We start from the raw sequence: 19,748 nt of genomic DNA on the forward strand, positions 1-19,748 counted from the left end.
ACACAACTATGAAAAAAGCGCTCGTCTGCGGTGCCGGTGGCTTTATTGGTGGCCACCTTGTTAACCAACTCAAATCGGAAGGATATTGGGTTCGTGGAGTCGATATTAAAGAAAACGAATACGATAATAATAATGCTGATGAGTTTATTATCGGCGATCTGAGAGATCCAGACGTAGCCAACGAGGTGGTTACAAGTGACCTCAATGAAATTTATCAGCTTGCTGCTGACATGGGGGGCGCAGGATTTGTATTTACGGGTACGAATGATGCAGGTATCATGCATAATTCGGTACTCTGTAACCTTAACGTTCTGGAAGCAGCTAAGAACAAAGGCGTCCGTCGAATTTTCTATTCGTCATCGGCTTGCATGTATCCTGAGTACAACCAGATGGACCCAAATAACCCAAAATGCTCGGAAGAGTCGGCTTACCCGGCAGCACCCGATAGCGAATACGGTTGGGAGAAGCTCTTTTCGGAACGGTTGTTCTTGGCTTATCAAAAAAATCACGGTATCGAAGCTCGCATTGCCCGCTTCCACAACATTTTCGGTCCACAGGGAACCTGGGATGGTGGTCGCGAAAAAGCGCCTGCTGCCGTTTGCCGTAAAGTAGCCATGGCCAAAGATGGCGACGCTATCGAAATCTGGGGAGATGGCCTGCAAACCCGTTCGTTCCTAATTGTAGACGAATGTGTTGAGGGTATTCGGCGGTTGATGACTTCTGATTTTTCGGGACCAGTAAATCTGGGTTCAGAAGAAATGATTTCGCTCAATGATTTCGCTAAAATGGTTATTGACATCTCAGGCAAAAATCTGACTATCAAGAATATTCCTGGACCACTAGGTGTACGCGGACGTAACTCTGATAACCATTTAATTCAGCAGAAGCTGGGATGGGCACCCTCAACACCGCTACGCAAGAGCGTTGAGAAAACCTACGAATGGATTACGGAGCAAATTCAAAAAACAGTACTGGAACCTGTAGAAGCCTAATGGAACGAATTACTGCCTCTATTACGCACCTTGAGCGAGAGCTTACAGCTCATGCTCAAGGTGCCAAGCAGGTGTTTCTTCGGAACAGCGATACGCCCACACGTGTAACACAGGTTGCTTACGGCACATTTTCCACAGCGGATTACTGCGAATTGCATGCACACCCGACGATGGAAGAGTGTTTCTTTTTTCTGAAAGGCACTGGCGTTTATGTCGTCAACGATCAGAAAATTGGTTTAGAATCTGGTGTTTTTGTACGTATCCCGGCTGGGGTTCTCCACCGCCTGGAAGCTACCGGAACGGAGCCTTTGGAGTATGTCTATTTTGGCGTTGCTACGGATTGAAACCCGATCATCGCATATTTAATGAGTGAACTATGTTTAGTAAAGAGGTAGCCGCCGTGAACACAACCGATACCAGTTTAGTCGATCATTCGGAGAGTTCTCTCTCCGTTGACACGATGAATATGGCACCTCCGGTTGCACGAAAGCGAGGGATTTTATCGAACTCGATTCTGAAGCGCTTCGCCGTAAATGTGGCGTCGCTCTTTAGTCTGCATGTGGCTAATATGCTGCTGCCTCTACTTACGGTGCCTTATGTTGTGCGCATCATTGGGCCGGAGCGGTTGGGCTTGCTTAACTTCTCGCAAGCGTTTGTGGCGTATTTCACCCTGTTGATCAATTACGGTTTCGATATGGCATCTGTACGTGCCATTGCCGCCGATCGAACCAATAAGGAACTGGCAAATCGAGTATTCAGTGAAGTTGTTGTGGGCAAATCTCTTCTCTGGGTTGTCTCAACAATAATTTTTGGCCTGATCACCTACTTTGCCCCTGAATTCCGTGAGCATTACTGGCTACACATCTGCACGTACATCGGTTCTATTGGTATCGTGTTCTTTCCCGTATGGCTGTATCAAGCCATGGAAAAATTAGGTCGGGTAGCCCTTTTCAACATGATTATCAAAGTGCTGGTTACACTAACGGTTTTTGTATTTATACGGAAGCCCGAAGATTACATTTACCAGAATCTATCGCTTAGCCTATCGCAAGTAGTTATTAGTATCATAGCTTTTTCCTGGGCAGTAAATAGGTTTCAAATCACCTTCTCCTGGCCAGCTAAAGCACAGCTGCTAAAACGGTTTCGCGACGATAGTACGCTATTTTTTACGTCGGTTGTGGCCACTATTTATGCCGGATCGAATATCTTTTTGCTGGGTATTTTCAGCACCGCTTATAACGTAGGTATTTTTTCGGCTGGTACGCGAATCGTGGGCATTGCCCAAGCCTTCGTCTCACTGGCATTGAATCAGGCCTTCTTCCCAATTGTTGCTAACGCTTTTGGACAAAGTCAAGAAAAGGGATTGAATGTAGTAAGGACGATCTTTTTCCCGGTAACGCTCCTGATGATCCTTATATCGGCGGGACTGTGGCTTATCGCCCCAATTTTCATCTCGTTGTTTTATGGTGCCCGATTTGAAGACGCTGTTATTGTACTGCGTATTGTGTCGTTGCTGCCCATTACGCTGGGGCTCAATAGTTTGTTAGGTGTGCATACTATGCTTAGCCTGCGGATGGACAAAGCTTTCTTTCGCGTTTCGGCCATTGGCTCAGTCGTTAGCTTAACGCTTAATGCTTTACTGATTCAGCGATTCGGCCACATTGGTGTCGCTTCTTCGTGGGTTACAACAGAAGTGTTCGTTGTTGTTTCTTTTTATGTCTATCTACGCTATAAAGGTGTACATATAATTAAGCTAGCCTATTTAAGGGATGCTGTAACATTTAGCAAGAACCAATTGGCTACCCTGTTTAAGCAATAATTGTGGCCTCTGTAGCTTCTGTTATTGTGACATATAACCAACTCAATGATCTAAAGGAGTGACTGTTAAGTCTGCAAGAGTAGACCCGCTGGCTTCTGATCTGGTCTATGTAATCAATAATGGAAGTATAGATGGCACAGATGAATGGTTGAGAGAACGCTCGAACTTAATCGTACTCACGCAGACGAATCTGGACGGAACAAAAAAACAGGTTCTATAACGTTCTGTTCTACAGTGAAACCTTGCTAGACAGTCTGTTGAGTAATTTTCGCAAATGGCCTGAGACAGTTTTGACCCTTCGGCTTTTCCGATTAATGAATAAATAATTGCTTGTTATGAATGTGTTGATTGCCACTTATCTAGTTCCTACTTCGCCTTCGGGTGTGGTTACGTACTGCCGAACGCTGGCCACCGATCTGGAGGCTGCCGGTATGAACGTCCGCACTGTCGATGCTTCCCATACGCCCGTTGTCTGGCGTAAAATTTTGGGAGTGCTGAAGCGCGTAATGCGGTCGCTAGGCGGTGCATTTCATGTAATTTATGATGAGTTTGCGTACTTCACAGATCTGTATTTGTCTGTACGCAAACTACGCGGGTCCAATTTCGATCTCATTCATGCTCAGGATGTAAGATCGGGGGTAGCTGCCTATCTGGCACTTGGTAAACGCGTACCCGTTATACTGACTTGCCATTTCAACGATGATCCGGTCCGGGAATTAGTTGACCAGTTCGCACTAAAATCAGGTTTTACCAAGCGGCTCACAGCCTGGTATACCTATCTGTTCTCGTATGTCCACAATTATATATTCGTGTCGAACTATGCTTATATCAAGTCGAAACATTTATTACCAACCGTTATAAACAAACGAATTCTTCGTAACACGGTTCAGCTGGATGTTCCCATACGTCGTAACCCATCGGGCGAACAGGCTGGCGAGCGGCTCATCATTAGTAACGTAGGCTACATCGACGAACGAAAGAATCAGCAACTCCTGCTTCAGATTGGCCACGAACTTCGCAACCGGGGCATTAAAGCCTTCACGCTTTGGTTAATTGGTGACGGTCCGAAGTTGGCTGAATATACACAACTGGCCAAGCAACTTGACCTGACTAACCATGTTACATTTTACGGTCGGCAGTCAGCTCCGTGGGAGCTGGTTGCGAAGAGCGATTTGTACATACACACTGCCCTCAACGACAACTGTCCGTATTCAATCGTAGAAGCATTCGCCGTTGGAACGCCGGTTCTGGCTTTGCCGGTGGGTGGCATTCCAGAAATGCTACCGGAGGGCTTTGGACCTCTTCACGGAAAGAACATAGGCGAGCTAACCAGCGAAGTTGCCCGCTATTTTGACCCTGAGCAACGACAGCAACTGGCCAGGGCTCAGGCTGACAACGCAGCGCTGGCTTTCAACCACCAGTCGAACATTGAAAAACTGCTTTCATTTTACGGGCAAACGGTTGGAGAACCCTCTCCTGCCGTTGCTCATTTGGCCCACGTATCATGAAAATCTGGATATATAGAATTGTCTTATTTGTCTTGCTGTTCGGCATGAGTGCCCTGATTTACGGGGGTAATGCGCTGAATCCGCTATTCGATAAAGCGGTTAGCGGTACTACACTAATTGGCATTTTTGCATTAGTCTTTTTCTACTTCCGGTTCCCGCCCCTATACAAAGTGGTGGCCTGGCTGTTGGGTTTGGGTCTTATTGGCCTGATCCTCGAATCCAAGTATGAATATGGGCAGTTTGTTTATTCGTACTTCGTTATTAAGCGTTTTGCTTACTGCGGCCTGGCATTGATGAGCTACGCTGTAGCGACCCAAGCTGGACCGTTGAAAATCAAGTACGCCGTGTATCTGATTTTTGCCTTCTACGTAATCAATCAGTTGTTTCTAGGGCAGATTTTCACGTATAATCTCACCTCCGAAAGCCGGACTGTTACGTCAAATGAAGCGTTGTATCTGGTCATTCCATTCCTGTATTATCTATTGATGTACATGAAAGATCGTCGAATTGTCGATCTGCTTTTGGTACTGTTTACGTTTGTGCTGATTGTGTTTCTGTTGCACCGGTCTGTGATTTCAGCCGCTATCGTAGCCCTCGTTGTGGTAGCTGGTCTGTCATTAATTGGAAAACTATCAACTGGTGGGGTGCCATTGGGCCGTACAGGGGCCACATTTGCGGTATTACTCATCGTGCTGGCTCCTCTGATGGCCATGCTGCCGGGCAATAAAGTCGATGCATTTCTGGAAAACATTGGGGGTATTCTTGACCCGAAAGAAGACAACACAGGCAGCTGGCGCCTTGAACAGTCGGAATACTACATAAGCAAGATTCCAGAACACCCAATACTGGGGTGGCGCTACGAGGGTTACGACCGGGGCGAGATCATGGAGAATGAAGACTTTCCCGAAAAAGGAACCATTATTCACTCGCAGTATATCGACATGCTGTACAATTACGGATCTGCCGGATTGGCCGTTAACCTGCTGATTTTGCTGGGTACTCTACTGGTTATGTATCGTAAAAACAAGACGTTTTCCATCGAACAGACTGTATTGTTTGGCTTTATTGTGAGTGGTCTGATTTACGCGGTTTCTTATCAATTACCCGTCTTTTATTGGGGTTTTGTGGGCGTTGGTATGTTCTATGCCCTAAAGTCGCCGACTGAAGATACGCCAGAAACCAACCCTACAGAAGAGCACGTTACTGAATACGATTCACCTCAAACAATCCATTTGTAGAGTTGCCATTAAACCACACAACCATGATTAGTATTGTTATTCCAGTTCATGACCGCAAAGAATACACTCGTCAGTGTCTGACGTGTTTATTCGCACAGACCTACCGTAATTTCCAAATTGTGATCGTCGATGATGGGTCAACTGACGGAACCGCCGAAATGATCAGTCAGCAATTCCCATCCGTCGTAGTGTTGAAAGGTGATGGAAATTTGTGGTGGACAGAAGCGACGAACTGGGGTATTCGTTACGCGCAAAAAGGGGTGGATAAACGAGACGAAAATTTCGTACTGACTCTCAACGATGATACCCGTGTTGCTCCAGATTACCTGCAAACAATGCTGGACGCTTATCGCAAACACAAACCTTGCCTGATTGGATCGGTTAGCGTAGACAGCGATAATCCGGAGAAGCTGGAATATGCGGGGGCTATCTTCGAACTGTACACAGCTGGTGGACACCATCTTTCAGAGGACTACAACAGCAGCTATCGCGAACTGGCAGCACGCACATCATACCTGGAATCGCATTCTTTACCAGGAAGGGGAACCCTGATTCCGATGGAAGTTTTTGACCGGATAGGGTTGTTCGATTCGAAGAAATACATCCACTATATGTCCGATATTGAGTTTTCGGTTCGGGCGCGTAAAGCTGGGTATCGGCTGATTGTCAACGTTCCCAGTGTAGTATATGAGTATGTTGAAGCAACAGGTATTCAGGTTGAGCGTAAAATAAGTCTGAAGGATTTTATCAATGGGTTTACGTCCATAAAGTCACCAACCAACTTGAAGGTTCGCTACCATTTTGCCATTGATCATTCCAAAACCAAAGTTCTTTATTTCTGCTTCGACATTGCTCGAATTTGCACGGGTTTTCTACTTCGCAAGGTTAGACTGCTGAAACCGCTATAATGCCATGAAAAAAGTGCTTCTATCTGCCTACGCCTGCCTGCCCAATCACGGTTCCGAAGAGGGAACAGGCTGGACGTATGCCACCACCCTAAGCATGAATGAGTTAGAAGTACATTGCCTGACCAAAAAGGATGGCAAAGCCTCCATCAATCAAATTTTGGCAAATGGCTTCTTTCCAAATCTAGTAGTTCATTACGTGACTTTGCCCGATTGGGTAGATAAATTTTGCAATTCCAACCTCATCGGAATGTATTTCCATTACCTCTATTGGCAATGGAGTGCAATGAAACTAGCCTGTAAGCTGGACCAGATGCATGGCTTCGATTTCGTGCACCACGTCACGTACGGCAGCATTCAGTTGGGTAGTTTCATGTATAAACTCCGTAAGCCGTTCATTTTTGGTCCTGTAGGCGGAGGACAACGTGCGCCCAAAAACATGAAACGTTATTTCGGCGCGTACTGGTCGCGGGAGTGGATGCGCGATTGGATTGGTATACTTCTACAATATGTCAACCCTGGTTTTTACAAAGCGGTGAAAGTAGCTAATCGACTTGTTGTAACGAATTTAGATACGTATGCATTAGCTCGAAAATTACGTCCGAATTTGCCAATTGACCGGATATGGGATGCCGGGCTAAGTCCGTCGTTCCTCCCTGAAAAACCAATTGAGCGCTATCCCGATGGTGCCCTGAAACTGCTGTGGACGGGTCGTCTATTACCAAGAAAAGCCCTTGAATTAACCATTCAGGCGTTGGGAGAAGTTGACCCAAGTATTCCTGTTACACTGACGATAGTGGGCGGGAAAGGAGAAATGGCCGAGCAGGTACCGCAGTACATTAAGCGGTATGGCGTTCAAGACCGGGTAAACTGGGTCGGTCATGTATCCTATCAGGAAGTAAAAAACTACTACGAAAAGTCAGACGTGTTCTTTTTCACGAGCCTGCGCGATTCATGTCCGCACCAACTGTTGGAAGCGATGGCTTATTCATTGCCTGTTGTTACGCTGGATTTGCATGGACAAGCCGAATTGGTGGATGAAAAGACCGGTCTCCGCGTGAAAGTAACAAACGAGGAGCAAGTGGTTTCGGATCTGGCACGAGCCATCGAGTGGATGTACACACATCCTACCGAACGGATGGAAATGGGGCAGGCAGGCTATGCATTTGCGCAATCGCAGGTATGGGAGACCAAAATCAGAGTCTTTATCGACGAGATTTATCCAGCTATATTGTCGGAGACAGCTACCTATTCGACAGCCCTCAAACGAGGGTAACAAACAGACCATTGATTATTTACTCAAAAGTCATTATAACGCTTCTCAACATGATTACCCTAGATCAACTATCGCCGTTGGGCATTGGAACTAGTCGGGCTGCATCGCTGGGAAGTCGGCTAGCACCTGACTTTTTTGCCGGTTTTCTCAAATTAGCCACAGAACGAGGAATTAACCTGATCGATACAGCCGACTTTTATGGCTCAGGCGACTCGGAACGGCTGATTGCTAGAAGCATCAAAGCAACAGGGCTGCCTTATTTTGTCATGACAAAAGCGGGGCTCCCCTGCGTACATACACCCGGCTGGCTATCGCCCCTTAACCAAATCGGCAAAAAGATAAAGCAGCGGGCAGGAGCAAAAAACAACTATACAGCGTCCTATCTGATTGACAGTGTTCAGAAAAGCAACAAACGACTAAAGGTTGATGCGGCTGATGCCCTGCTATTACACGAACCAGTCTGGGACGACATTGCCGATGCAGACTCCTGGGACGGACTGGCCAAAATCAGACAGCAGGGACTGGCCCGTTATACCGGCGTCTCGACCAATGATTACAGAGTGGTAGAAGAAGGCATTCGTAGCGGCCAGGTTCAGCTAGTTCAAACATCCACATCCTGGCAGGAAACCAGCACCTACCCTATTCTTGAGTTATGCCGAAAGCATAATATTCCGGTGGTAGGCAATCAGGTACTAAGACCGTACAAATCCCTCCAGGACAAATTTACCCAGCAGGCAGATACCATTCGGCAGATGGACGGTCTGGCAGGCATTTCACTACCACAACTCCTGATTGCATCTGTTCTGGCGGAGAAAAAAGTAGATACCGTACTATTTGGCACTAGCGACATAGCGCATTTGCAGCATAACATAGCGTCACTGCGCTACGTGTCTAGCCTAGAACCTTATTTGTCGAGAATTAACCAACTCCTGTCATGATCGTCACAAAAAATACGTTTCAGCCGGGGCAAGTACTCGACGCCGACATCTGCATTATTGGTAGTGGCCCAGCGGCTATTTCGATGGCACTGAGCCTTGACTCGTCACCGCTTAGCGTGATTTTATTAACGGGCGGAGGATGGATAGAAACCGCTACTAATCAGGATTTATACCGGGGCAGCATATCACCGACCGGCACACACGAACCCCTGGAAGAAAACCGGCGTCGTCAGTTTGGCGGCACCTCGGCGGCCTGGGGTGGACGCTGTATGCCCTTCGAACCCGTTGATTTCAAAACTCGTTCGTGGGTGCCGGATAGCGGATGGCCAATCACTTACGAAGACCTGTTACCCTATTACCACAAAGCAGCTGATCTTTGCGAGATTGGCCGCTTTGAATTCGATGCGCAAAAAGCTTTCCCGGATCATAAACGTGAAATATTGGATGGCCTGGATTCTGATGAGTTAATTTCCTATCCGCTGGAACGATGGAGCCCTCCCGTTCATTTCGGTAAAACCTACCAGGCTGCATTAGCAAATAGTACCAATATACGGGTCTTGATGGATGCTCACGTCCTCTCGATTCAAACGCAGGAGGACACGGATACCATTAGTCATGTAACCGCGTCAATGGGTGGAGTTCCCCTATCCGTTACAGCCCGTAATTTCGTACTGGCCGCTGGTGGTATCGAAAATGCTCGTTTATTACTGACCTCCACAAACGAGCAATTTCCTACCGGTCTCGGCAACCAGAACGATAATGTAGGCCGGTATTACATGGTTCACTTTAGCGGAGTCTATGCCGAAGTGAACGTCCGTGACAAGACGAAATTAATGGCCGACTTTGAGCGGGATGCCGGTGGTGTATACTGCCGACGGCGCTGGTGGTTTCCAGAACCCGTTCAGGAAGCCCGTAAGTTACTGAATAGCATCTTTTTCCTGTATCACGCCAATACCACAAACGGGCACCGGGATGTACTGTTCTCTTCCCGATTCGTTGCCAAATCAGTGCTTTCCATAGTGAGTCAACGGTCAGTGGATGGAGCTATAAGCCACACAAAAAAGCTCCTGCCCTCTCTGAAAGAACACGCCGTTAACATTGCTAAAAACGGTTTTTTGGAGATTCCGGACATAGTTAGACTGAGCTTAAAAAGAATGGCGAAACGCCGACTGCCGTACTTGCTCCCGTCAAAACGCAATGATTACTGGGGCTTGTATTTTCAGGCTGAACAGTCACCAAACCGGGAAAGCCGGATTTGCCTGTCCGAATCGGAGAAAGATGCCTTCGGTATTCCAAGAGTGGAGGTCAAACTGGCTTTTCTGGAAGCGGATATCCAGTCTGTTATTGACACACATACTCTCTTCGTCAACAAATTTATCAGCAAAAATCTGGGAGAAATACACTATAGCGAAGAGGGATTACGCCATTACCTGCATGAACGAATAGGAAACTACAATTCAGCTTCACATAATATTGGCACAACTCGTATGTCAAACGATCCGCAAACTGGCGTAGTGGATAAACGGTCTAAAGTATATGGCTTAACCAACTTATATGTTGCTGGTTCTTCCGTATTTCCAACGGGTGGGCACGCCAATCCCACGCTTACAATTGTTGCTCACGCCCTACTGCTTGCCGACTATTTAAAAAGCAAGCGCACAGAAAAACAAGCGACTTTAATGAGTAGAAGCAGCTCTTGACTCATTGCACCTAGCGTCTGAAAGGGCGCATAGCCTTACTCACGATATGAAAAAAATATTAATCTCTGCTTATGCCTGCATTCCGGATCTTGGATCTGAAGAGGGCAATGGGTGGTTTTATTCATCCTTAATCAGCCAACAGGGGTATCAGGTTTGGTGCCTGACAAGAGACATTGGCAAGACCCAAATCGAGAAGAAATTACAGCAATCTTCCTATCCTAATTTAACATTTAGCTATGTTGTAGTGCCCCGTTGGGTAGACAATGCTTACCATTACGGACTCCTGGGCATGTATTTTCACTATCTGTACTGGCAGTGGTCAGCTTTACGGATGGCGTTAAAATTAACCAAGGAGCACCGTTTCAGTTTGGTACACCATGTGAGTTATACCAGCCTTCAACTAGGTAGTTTTCTTTATAAACTGAAGCTTCCTTTTATATATGGGCCGGTGGGCGGTGGGCAGGAAGCTCCTGAAACAATGCGTCATTATTTTAAAGGGTATTGGATTAAGGAGAAAATGAGGTCGTGGGTAAGTAATCTCATGCTTCGATTTAACCCCGGCTGTTACCAGTCAGTGCGCCATGCAGACTACGTTCTGGCCTGGAATGAAGATACCCGTCAGATGATCAAATCGTTGGGTCGCGAAAAGGCAGTAGAGAAAGAATTTGGGGGAGTTGGCAAGGGGTTTATTCCGTCGAAGCCTATTTATCGTCCCACTCATGATACGCTGCAGGTAGTTTGGGTTGGCCGTTTAATGCCGCGCAAGGCGCTTGAGCTTTCTATGCATGGGTTCAGTAAAGTAAATCCACAAATACCTGTTCACTTAACAATTGTAGGTGATGGTGAAATGGGCCAATACGTACCCGAATATGTTGCCAAATATAATCTTGACGATCGGGCCACCTGGGTGGGTAAAGTCAACTACGAGCAAGTGAAAGACTATTATAAGAAAGCGGATATCTTTCTGTTTACTAGCCTCCGAGATACGGGACCTGCTCAGTTGATGGAAGCCATGGCCTATTCACTTCCGGTGGTAACACTGCATTTACACGGGCAGGCTGAATTAGTGAATGACTCGACCGGAATACGCGTACCTGTTACCGATCCGGAAACGGTAGCTTCTGGCCTGGCAAAAGCCATCGAATGGATGTACTATAATGAAGACAAACGGACTGATATGGGACTGAATGCGTTCCACTTTGCCCAACAGCAAAACTGGGAATTAAAAGTCAACCATATAATTGATACGTATTATCATTCATTGACTGAGCAAAATGTTAGCTCAGATGTTGCGGTTAGTTAGGTTGCTCGGAGCGTTGACAGAGACAGACACGTAATACAAGGATATCAATCAAACTAATTGATTCATCCACACAACAAATACAACAATGTATATCAGCATATTAGGCTCAATTGCAACGGATGATCTATTGCCGGAAACCGCGCGGCAACGGCTTGGTTCCTACCCGAAAGGTCAGGCAGGAGCGCCCCTGATCAGTAATCTCATTAAGGAATACCTTTCGCGTGGGTACAAAGTTCTGGCTATTACAACCGATGATAAACTGAATGATGACGAACCGCCCTTCGTTTACGAAGACCAACTGCTTACATACGTTGTCGCCCCAAGACGGAAACACATATTCCGTCCTAATGGTAAGCGTCTGGGACGAACGGCCGACTTTCTGCGCTTCGAGCGGGAACAAATAGTAGCCATATTAGAGCACTACAAACCCGATGTTGTGCATGCACATTGGACATATGAATATGCACTGGCTGCGCTGTCTTACACACCAGACGCAATTATAACTGTACATGACAACGCACAAATAATATTTAGATACGTTCGGACTCTGAATCGTTTTTTCCACTTGTTGATGGCCCGGTATGTCTTTAGCCGGGGGCGTTGGTTTACGGCGGTATCCCCTTACATGGCAGAAACGGTACAAAAGTGGGTAGCCGCACCAGTGACTGTTGTGCCGAACCCAGTACCTATGCCGACAAAACAGTATGAATCGGCTAACCCAAACGCCCCCATCATTAGTATGGTGGTAAATGGTTGGGATGATCGCAAGAACAGCAAAAATGCATTATTAGCTTTCAAAGGTATTCAACGACTACATCCAAAGGCGATGCTATGGGCGTTCGGAACTGCTTTCGAACCCGGTGCAGAAGCAGAGGACTTTTGTCAGAAACACCACATTACAAACGTCGTGTTTTTTGGCTCGACACCCTATACCGAAGTACTGGACAAATTGGCTCAAAGCACCGTTCTGCTACATGCATCTCTCGAAGAGTCATTTGGGATGGTACTGGCCGAAGCCATGAGCTTTGGGGTTCCAGTTGTGGCAGGTAAAGACAGTGGTGCAGTTCCCTGGGTAGTTGAAGATGGTGGCCTGTTGGTTAATGTGAAGAAGGTTGATGAAATTACTCTTGCTGTAGACAAACTACTGTCTAATCCAACGCTTTACAAGCGATTATCTACGAATGCTGTTCGGGTTATTAAAACTCGATTCCCGATTCAACGCGTTGCAGATCAGTATGTTGAGCTGTATCGACAGAGTTCCAAAAACGAGGTAAGTTATCAGGCTGATTTATTAGGCCGTTCCTGATCAAACGATTTGACATTAAAACTCGCTCCCATCCCAATCTATTAAAAGAAGTAGGCTAATAGCCACACTAATGGGTCAAAAAAAAGAAACACTGATCTTAAGTATTGTGCTAGCGGTAACGCTGTCTCTAAGCCTCATTGTGTCCTTATTTTTTAAGGAACAATGGCTGTGGATGGATGAAGTGCTTAGCTATATACTCATTTCGGACCCGTCGATCGCTCACCTCAACGATGCTGTTGTGAGTGGCATGGATGCAAACCCGCCCCTTTTTGCTAACATATACTGGTTCATTGGGCATGCTATTAGTCTGGATCCGCAGTTTCTTCGATCTGTTTCGGTTGTCATTTTCGCTATAACTATTGCGTTGTTTTATGATTACACGACAACACTGATTGGTAAGCCCGTAACAAATTTCGTGCTTATCACGGCCATTGTCAGCCTAACATACCTAAATCTTACCCTTTCGACACAGGTTCGTGCTTATGCTCTTTTCCTGCTGGTGGGGTTCAGTTATTTCGTGAGTCTACACCGGCTTATCAGTTCACCCGATCGTCTTGGTTTGCTGACTACGTTTAGTCTAACAGGCGTACTGCTTGTGTTCGCCCACAATTTCGGATTGTTTTATTTAGCCGCTTCAGGTGCTTTTTTTGTCGGTCTATTTCTATGGTCCAGGCAACGGGATTACCTACTCGTGCTGGCCGCGCATGGGTTAATTGTGCTGGTCTGGCTGCTAATCTGGTATCCAAACTTTGTAATTCAGACTAATGCAGGCAAACCCCATTCTTGGATTCCATTACCAACATTTCAGTCTTTCTTCAACACCGTTGGAGAACTGGTTCCAACTGTATCGGCATCATTAGAGCATCAGTCTCTATTTCAGTTCTTACCAATTCTCCGCTTTTTGTTTGTCACCGGACTGTGGCTATACCTTATTTTGCCACGGCTAAAGCAAGGTTTCCAGACAATCAAAGATGATAAAGCATTTACATTATACTTGTTATCGGGATGTATCTACCTGACTACAATTGCAATTTCACTTGTCGTTACGCTTGTTCATACATCGGTTTTCATCAGCCGCTACCTGTGGCCGGGGCACTTGTTGTTGATCTATCAGTTAGTATATGCTTACTATAATTTCTTCGGCAGTAGGTCTATCCGCGCTAGAACCCCCACAGTCATTTCCAGACTGTTGCTGCCCGTATATACACTGTTGCTGGCAGGTTTTCTATTTTATCAGAACCGAAAGATTGTCGTTTTCCCAAGTGGTATATTGAGTTATCTGCCCCAGTTAAACAAACAGTATCCTGTCTTCGTCGAAACGGCTGATTATTTCTTACCCATCTGGTTCCACGACAAAACGACGAAAATACGCTATCTGCTGGATTGGCAAACAGCCGCTACAGAAGGCAATATTTTAAGTGCGACCGTAGAACACAAAATACTAAAATCAGTTCGGGAAAAATATGATGTACCGAACATACTTAGTACACAACAATTTAACCGGGTTACGGTCCCCCACTTTTATGTAATTGACGAGAGCAGTAACTACCAGATCGAGCATTTTATTCAGAATGGCCAAGTACACGTCATTCGTCAACTACCTATTGGTATCAAAGGCCATCGTATTTTGGAGTGTACGCTGAAGTCTTAACTATAAAATAATTACATCCAACTAATGAATAACGTATGAAAACTATCAAAAATCTATTCACAGCACTGCTCTTAGTGCTGTTCCTGTCGGCGATCATTATCGCTTGCAAAAAAGCCACGGATGACCCACAGCCAACCCCAACACCTGTGACCAGCATCACGAGTATTGATCCGTCTACGGCCCCGGTTGGCAGCACAATCGCCATTACCGGAACCAACTTTAATACGAACCCAGCCAGCAACACGATTACGATTGGGGGTGTTACAGCAACGATCGTGTCGGCTACAGCGACGCGCCTTGTGGTGGTGGTACCTACGGGCGCGGCCAACGGTCCAGTCTCGGTAACGGCTGGGGGGCAAACAGCACAAAGCGCAGCGTCCTTTACGGTCGCTATCCCATCTGTCAAGCCAGTGAAGGAAGTGCGGGGAACGACCTTCGCTAACCAAAACTGGAAAAAAGACACGGTTTACTTAATTCGGGGTATGGTTTATATACCTGCCGATTATACACTAACTATTGATCCAGGAACGGTCATTAAAGGAGCGGGCCCAGAGCTTGACCCTACCGGTCAGAATATATCGGGGACACTCGTCATTGAACGTCGCGGAAAAATAATAGCGAAGGGTACTGCTGCCCAACCCATTGTCTTTACATCAGCTAAAGCCGTTGGGCAACGCGCGGCTGGTGATTGGGGAGGTCTCGTTTTGATTGGTAAAGCAGCGATAAACCGCCCCGCTTCTACATCATTCGCCGGAGGTGTTCGCGGTGTAGTTGAAACATACTCCGAATTCGATGATAACTCAGGCACTCTGCAATATGTCCGAATTGAATTTGGCGGCACATCGCAACCAAATGCCCCCACGAATAAACTAAATGGACTGACTTTATATGGCGTTGGCTACAACACAACGATTGATCATGTCCAGGTTTCGTATAGCAGCAATGATGCTTTCGGATGGTTTGGTGGTACGGTAAACGCAAAAAATCTGGTTGCTTACCGGGGTTTCGATGACGACTGGAGTTCAGACTGGGGCTATGTGGGTAAGGTTCAGTTCGGAGTGGCCCTCCGCGATCCCGCAGTAGGAAATCCAGCTGGATCGAATGGAATCGAGTCACAGAATTTTGATCCGGGCGAAAACGCTGATGGACCTTTAGCCAAACAAAATGGCTTACCCCAAACGGCACCGATCTTTGCCAATATAAGTAACTTCGCCTTTAGCAGTACGCCAACTGTCGGTCTCTATCAGGCGGGTATTTTTCTAAGTCGGAACACCGCTATCAGCCTGTATAACTCGCTGTTTTATGGATATCCCGAAGGACTGCATCTGGACGGGACAGCAACGGGTACCCTGGCAAATATAACGAGTGGGGCGCTGGATTTGAAGGGTATTGTGCTGGCTAACACACTAACGCCAGTAGTGGGTACAGGAGTCATTACCAACGATCTGGCGACTGCCTACTTCGCTGGAGCTGGACGCACCAATCTGATTGTTCAGACATCGGACCTGGCATCACTGTTATTCAATGGAGCAAACTTCACCCTTACTGCCCCAAATTTTCTACCACAAGCGGGTTCACCCTTGTTAACTGGTGCTGCAACGGGCGGCAAAGTAGCGGATTCCTTCTTCACTTCGGTTTCTTACCGGGGGGCATTTGGTACCGATAACTGGATTTCAAGCTGGACAAATTTCAATCCTCAGAGTACAGATTATGATCGTTAACTAGTTAAGTGGGGCTTTTATCCATGTCCTGTACCTATTAAAAAGCCGTGTTTGGTAAATCCAAACGCGGCTTTTTTGTGATAAACGTTCACTTATCTTACCTTGAAACATAAGGTTATAGCCCGCAAATCAGGTCTATCATTACCGAAAAAAAGTAGCCTGAATAGCTACGTACAAGAGAGATGAATGGCTCTGTACATGGCTATCCAGGCTACAATACTGGAAAGCAATTGATCAAATTAATTTAGCCACATTCTATTCACCAGCTACATGAGCAACACCTGTCTGGCTATTTGTGCCACTGGAATAAAGTTGGTTAAACAGGAGTTTAAACGTTCCCTGTGATTGAGCCCGGAAAGTAATTTCAGGACCAAATGCATAGAATTTACCGGAACCAACCGGTGCTACAAAAGCGGCAACGCCATCTTGCAGATATGACTGCCCCCATGCCCAGCCACTGCGCAGTGGCTTGTTCGTATCGAACCAGGCTAATGGTTTAACCGTACCTTTTGCAATGGCATCGGGTGCTAAGTTAAATACTGGACTGGCGTCAAAATAAACATCGCTTTGGTTCGACATACCCCAGGTTGCGGTTTGGGTAGAATCCAGACTAACGCGCAACACACTGCCGGGAATGTAGTATTTTTCATTCGGCAGCGGTTTTTCCTGACCACTGGCAGTCATCTCCATAAGTGCGTTTTTGACCGGTAATCCTAAATGGTAGGCCAAATTGGTGCTACTACCAATAGTTACTACCGTCCCACCAGCTTCCAGGAACGTTTTTAGCTGCGGAACTGACTTACTGGCGGTAATCTTACCCAATCTCGGACGATATTCGGCAGGTGTGGTTTCTTCTTTCGGAGCACGTTCGAACGCGCTAAAGATATCCTCTTCCTTGCCACCAACGGGCGGAATTGCGCGGGTAACGAAAACAATAACGTCATAATTTTTGCGCAAATTACCGGCATCAATATCCTGTGGGTAAATAACCTTCATCGGGAAATGATACTGTTCCATCAACCAGCGAATCCAACCCGACGGCATTGAACCACCATACGAATCCCAAAGAGCAATACGCATTGGGGCCACTTTAACCATAGAAGTAGTTGGACGTTTTGACAGACCAGTAATCTCCAAATCGAGGTCTTTAGCCGATTTATCTAACAGAGATTTTGCTTTAGCCGATGCTGGAACGAAAAACGCGCCTGACTCAACGGTCGATTTACCGCCAATTCCGTTAGGAAGACGAAACACGTCAATGCCCGATGCGAGCAGATCGTTAACCGCAATAAATGAGTTGTTTGCTTTAGCACTCAGCAAATAACCCGCACTTGGAGCGCCTGTAATGTGACCCTCCGGTGATTGGAGTTCTCCATACGGAAGCTTTTTGAATGGACCATCGAAGCCGTCTAAGATACGATCAAATTTAACATTCATCAGGTAGGCAAGTGTCCAGCCAGCAGCATCGTAAGGGCGAACCGGCGGGCCACCCGGATATTGAAAATCATTAGGGTGATCTTGTGGCTCGAACATATCTAACAGGTGTGGCCGGAAGGCTTGATCTGTCTTAATTACATAAGAACCCGCTTGGTACTTTTTGCCAGCCACGCTGAAATCGGCAGTTGCCTCCTGAACCTGAATACCGGTTCTGACTAACGCGTTGATGAACTTAACGGCTGTAGCGAAATCAGGCTGATTGATGGGAATAACGAACCCCCGCGGATCGCGCAGAACCGGCGCTTTCATAATAGTATCATAGTACTTTATCGGCATACCACCTCCACGGGGAATCATGCCATATTGCGCTAAAGCTGCATTAGCAGGCGAAACAACTTTTTTGGGGTCGTTTTTATAGGCTTCATCGATAGCATCAATTCGCTTGGGTGAAAGCGCCCAGTAATCTTTGCTGCCGCGTTCGATGGAATTCTTGCCCATACGGTAAATGTTGAACAATAATTCATCTCCATAACGAGCCGCATAATTCAGCACCGAATAGTTCAGCGATACTGAGTAGTCGATTGACTGCTTAAAATGCCACTTCTGCGGAGTTACCGGAAATGGGGTATTTCCGTTTGGAATCAAGCGTTTAGGAACCAGCGGTATATCTTCCGGCGTTGGTCCGCCAATGATTTCCGTCAGCAGCCCAATCATGTTGTGAAAGTGCGTAGTAGTGCGTAAACCACCGTTGTACCACGTTGAGAAAACAGAACCACCAAGCCGGGTAAAGCCCGGTTTATTTTCGGCATTCAGGCGGTTGATCATCGCGGCACCGAGGGCATCAATGCCCGTTACCATCAATGGATCGAAGACGTAGTTGAACGGATCACGATAGGGTGGTCCTGCCAACACCGACCCCGCCGGGCCACTCTGGTGGTGATTATACATGATTTGCGGAATCCAATCGACAAACAACTGACGACCAATATTCTGGGTCTCCTTCATGTTTAGCATGAAGAAATCGCGGTTGTTATCGTGGCCGACGTATTTCTGATAAAGCCTTGGCAAGTTATCCAACACCCTCTTTTCGGGAGTGGGTTCGCGCATATACCAGTTGGTCACAATTTCCTGCCCATCGGGATTAGCGTGGGTAAGCAGAATGATGTCGTGATCCAGAATACGCATCGTTTCAGGATCTTTTCGACTCACTAGTTGCCAAATTGTTTCGATAAGTTGATGCGTTCCAACGGTCTCCGTAGCGTGCAAACCGCCGTCAATCCAGACAATAGCTTTCCCTTCATCGGCCAGCGCGTGTGCTTGCACGTCGGTGAGGTTTTCAGCTCGGGCGAGTTTCTGAGAAATTTCCTTGTAGCGGTCTAACTTCTTGAGGTTCTCCGGCGAGGAGACGATCAGCATATATTGATGGCGACCTTCTTCTGTCAGGCCAATATCAACCAGTTTCACGCGATCAGACGCAGCCGCTACTTTCTTGAAATAAGCCTCGGTTTGCGTATACGTTGCCAGATGATAATCATCCCCGATGTTGAAACCAAAGTGCTCTTTAGGCGACGGGATAGTTTGTGCCCAGGCTGTGGTCAGACTGAGCAACAGAGTGAAAAAGAGTGTACAGGGAAAATAACGCATTGTTGAGGAATTGAGTTGGTTTTTATATAGAGTTAGCTTTCGGTAATGCGATTATTTGTGTGGAAGCGGACACGCACATGATCGTTATATCAATTAAAGAGTAATTATAATTTATTATATTTTAGTAATCAGTAATATGACAGAATAAAAGTCTAAAAAATGCATTTATTTAAACATAATATTCTTTCCTTTATAAACTGCCTATATCGAAGTTGATCCGTTAGGGGTTTGCCGGATGGCTATTATAGATTACCTTTCTGAGTGTCCACCTATTGACTCGCTTTCATGTCAACAGATGGACGAAGTTACA

General features: G+C 46.5%; 14 protein-coding genes. 13 read left to right on the forward strand and 1 reads right to left on the reverse strand.

The features are described 5' to 3' along the window. Positions 1-8 precede the first annotated feature (8 nt). From ACFS25_RS25595 to ACFS25_RS25655, 13 genes are all read left to right on the forward strand, one after another. Positions 9-992: an NAD-dependent epimerase/dehydratase family protein gene (locus tag ACFS25_RS25595; RefSeq protein WP_381506729.1), complete on the forward strand. Its 984-nt coding sequence runs from the start codon at positions 9-11 to the stop codon at positions 990-992. Next, positions 992-1,336, forward strand: coding sequence for a cupin domain-containing protein (locus ACFS25_RS25600; protein ID WP_381506731.1), 345 nt, complete (start codon positions 992-994; stop codon positions 1,334-1,336). The genes ACFS25_RS25595 and ACFS25_RS25600 overlap by 1 nt, the downstream gene beginning before the upstream one ends. A 32-nt stretch (positions 1,337-1,368) precedes the next feature. After that, positions 1,369-2,811, forward strand: a complete 1,443-nt coding sequence (locus ACFS25_RS25605) for a flippase (protein WP_381506733.1) — start codon at positions 1,369-1,371, stop codon at positions 2,809-2,811. A 335-nt stretch (positions 2,812-3,146) separates the two neighbouring features. Beyond that, the gene (locus tag ACFS25_RS25610; RefSeq protein ID WP_381506735.1) at positions 3,147-4,319 is read left to right on the forward strand and encodes a glycosyltransferase family 4 protein; all 1,173 of its coding nucleotides are present in this window, start codon (positions 3,147-3,149) and stop codon (positions 4,317-4,319) included. Next, positions 4,316-5,557: an O-antigen ligase family protein gene (locus tag ACFS25_RS25615; RefSeq protein ID WP_381506737.1), complete on the forward strand. Its 1,242-nt coding sequence runs from the start codon at positions 4,316-4,318 to the stop codon at positions 5,555-5,557. Before ACFS25_RS25610 ends, ACFS25_RS25615 begins: the two co-directional genes overlap by 4 nt. Before the next feature lie 23 nt (positions 5,558-5,580). After that, entirely contained in the window at positions 5,581-6,465 is an 885-nt protein-coding gene (locus tag ACFS25_RS25620) for a glycosyltransferase family 2 protein (RefSeq protein WP_381506740.1), read from the forward strand. Between the two features lie 4 nt (positions 6,466-6,469). Then, positions 6,470-7,738 carry a glycosyltransferase family 4 protein gene (locus tag ACFS25_RS25625; protein WP_381506741.1) on the forward strand — a complete coding sequence of 423 codons (1,269 nt, stop codon included), beginning with the start codon at positions 6,470-6,472 and terminating at the stop codon, positions 7,736-7,738. A 50-nt stretch (positions 7,739-7,788) separates the two neighbouring features. Next, positions 7,789-8,676, forward strand: coding sequence for an aldo/keto reductase (locus ACFS25_RS25630; protein ID WP_381506743.1), 888 nt, complete (start codon positions 7,789-7,791; stop codon positions 8,674-8,676). Continuing rightward, positions 8,673-10,376: a GMC oxidoreductase gene (locus ACFS25_RS25635; RefSeq protein ID WP_381506744.1), complete on the forward strand. Its 1,704-nt coding sequence runs from the start codon at positions 8,673-8,675 to the stop codon at positions 10,374-10,376. Before ACFS25_RS25630 ends, ACFS25_RS25635 begins: the two co-directional genes overlap by 4 nt. A 46-nt stretch (positions 10,377-10,422) precedes the next feature. After that, positions 10,423-11,679 carry a glycosyltransferase family 4 protein gene (locus tag ACFS25_RS25640; RefSeq protein ID WP_381506746.1) on the forward strand — a complete coding sequence of 419 codons (1,257 nt, stop codon included), beginning with the start codon at positions 10,423-10,425 and terminating at the stop codon, positions 11,677-11,679. An 85-nt stretch (positions 11,680-11,764) separates the two neighbouring features. Further along, positions 11,765-12,985, forward strand: a complete 1,221-nt coding sequence (locus tag ACFS25_RS25645) for a glycosyltransferase family 4 protein (RefSeq protein ID WP_381506747.1) — start codon at positions 11,765-11,767, stop codon at positions 12,983-12,985. Between the two features lie 70 nt (positions 12,986-13,055). Further along, on the forward strand, positions 13,056-14,636 hold the full coding sequence (locus tag ACFS25_RS25650; RefSeq protein ID WP_381506749.1) for a hypothetical protein: 1,581 nt from the start codon (positions 13,056-13,058) through the stop codon (positions 14,634-14,636). 35 nt (positions 14,637-14,671) lie between these two features. Continuing rightward, entirely contained in the window at positions 14,672-16,357 is a 1,686-nt protein-coding gene (locus ACFS25_RS25655) for an IPT/TIG domain-containing protein (RefSeq protein ID WP_381506752.1), read from the forward strand. Between the two features lie 255 nt (positions 16,358-16,612). Here the strand turns inward: ACFS25_RS25655 and ACFS25_RS25660 are convergent, their stop codons facing one another. Continuing rightward, entirely contained in the window at positions 16,613-19,438 is a 2,826-nt protein-coding gene (locus ACFS25_RS25660; protein ID WP_381506755.1) for a M14 family metallopeptidase, read from the reverse strand. Between the last annotated feature and the right edge of the window lie 310 nt (positions 19,439-19,748).

The organism is Spirosoma flavum (assembly GCF_042686045.1).
GTDB classification, from domain to species: Bacteria; Bacteroidota; Bacteroidia; order Cytophagales; family Spirosomataceae; genus Spirosoma; species Spirosoma flavum.

Bases quoted from the DNA above. Each gene is read 5' to 3' on its own strand.
- ACFS25_RS25595 (WP_381506729.1), top strand. From the start codon at position 9: ATGAAAAAAGCGCTCGTCTGCGGTGCCGGTGGCTTTATTGGTGGCCAC.
- ACFS25_RS25600 (WP_381506731.1), top strand. From the start codon at position 992: ATGGAACGAATTACTGCCTCTATTACGCACCTTGAGCGAGAGCTTACA.
- ACFS25_RS25605 (WP_381506733.1), top strand. From the start codon at position 1,369: ATGTTTAGTAAAGAGGTAGCCGCCGTGAACACAACCGATACCAGTTTA.
- ACFS25_RS25610 (WP_381506735.1), top strand. From the start codon at position 3,147: ATGAATGTGTTGATTGCCACTTATCTAGTTCCTACTTCGCCTTCGGGT.
- ACFS25_RS25615 (WP_381506737.1), top strand. From the start codon at position 4,316: ATGAAAATCTGGATATATAGAATTGTCTTATTTGTCTTGCTGTTCGGC.
- ACFS25_RS25620 (WP_381506740.1), top strand. From the start codon at position 5,581: ATGATTAGTATTGTTATTCCAGTTCATGACCGCAAAGAATACACTCGT.
- ACFS25_RS25625 (WP_381506741.1), top strand. From the start codon at position 6,470: ATGAAAAAAGTGCTTCTATCTGCCTACGCCTGCCTGCCCAATCACGGT.
- ACFS25_RS25630 (WP_381506743.1), top strand. From the start codon at position 7,789: ATGATTACCCTAGATCAACTATCGCCGTTGGGCATTGGAACTAGTCGG.
- ACFS25_RS25635 (WP_381506744.1), top strand. From the start codon at position 8,673: ATGATCGTCACAAAAAATACGTTTCAGCCGGGGCAAGTACTCGACGCC.
- ACFS25_RS25640 (WP_381506746.1), top strand. From the start codon at position 10,423: ATGAAAAAAATATTAATCTCTGCTTATGCCTGCATTCCGGATCTTGGA.
- ACFS25_RS25645 (WP_381506747.1), top strand. From the start codon at position 11,765: ATGTATATCAGCATATTAGGCTCAATTGCAACGGATGATCTATTGCCG.
- ACFS25_RS25650 (WP_381506749.1), top strand. From the start codon at position 13,056: ATGGGTCAAAAAAAAGAAACACTGATCTTAAGTATTGTGCTAGCGGTA.
- ACFS25_RS25655 (WP_381506752.1), top strand. From the start codon at position 14,672: ATGAAAACTATCAAAAATCTATTCACAGCACTGCTCTTAGTGCTGTTC.
- ACFS25_RS25660 (WP_381506755.1), bottom strand. From the start codon at position 19,438: ATGCGTTATTTTCCCTGTACACTCTTTTTCACTCTGTTGCTCAGTCTG.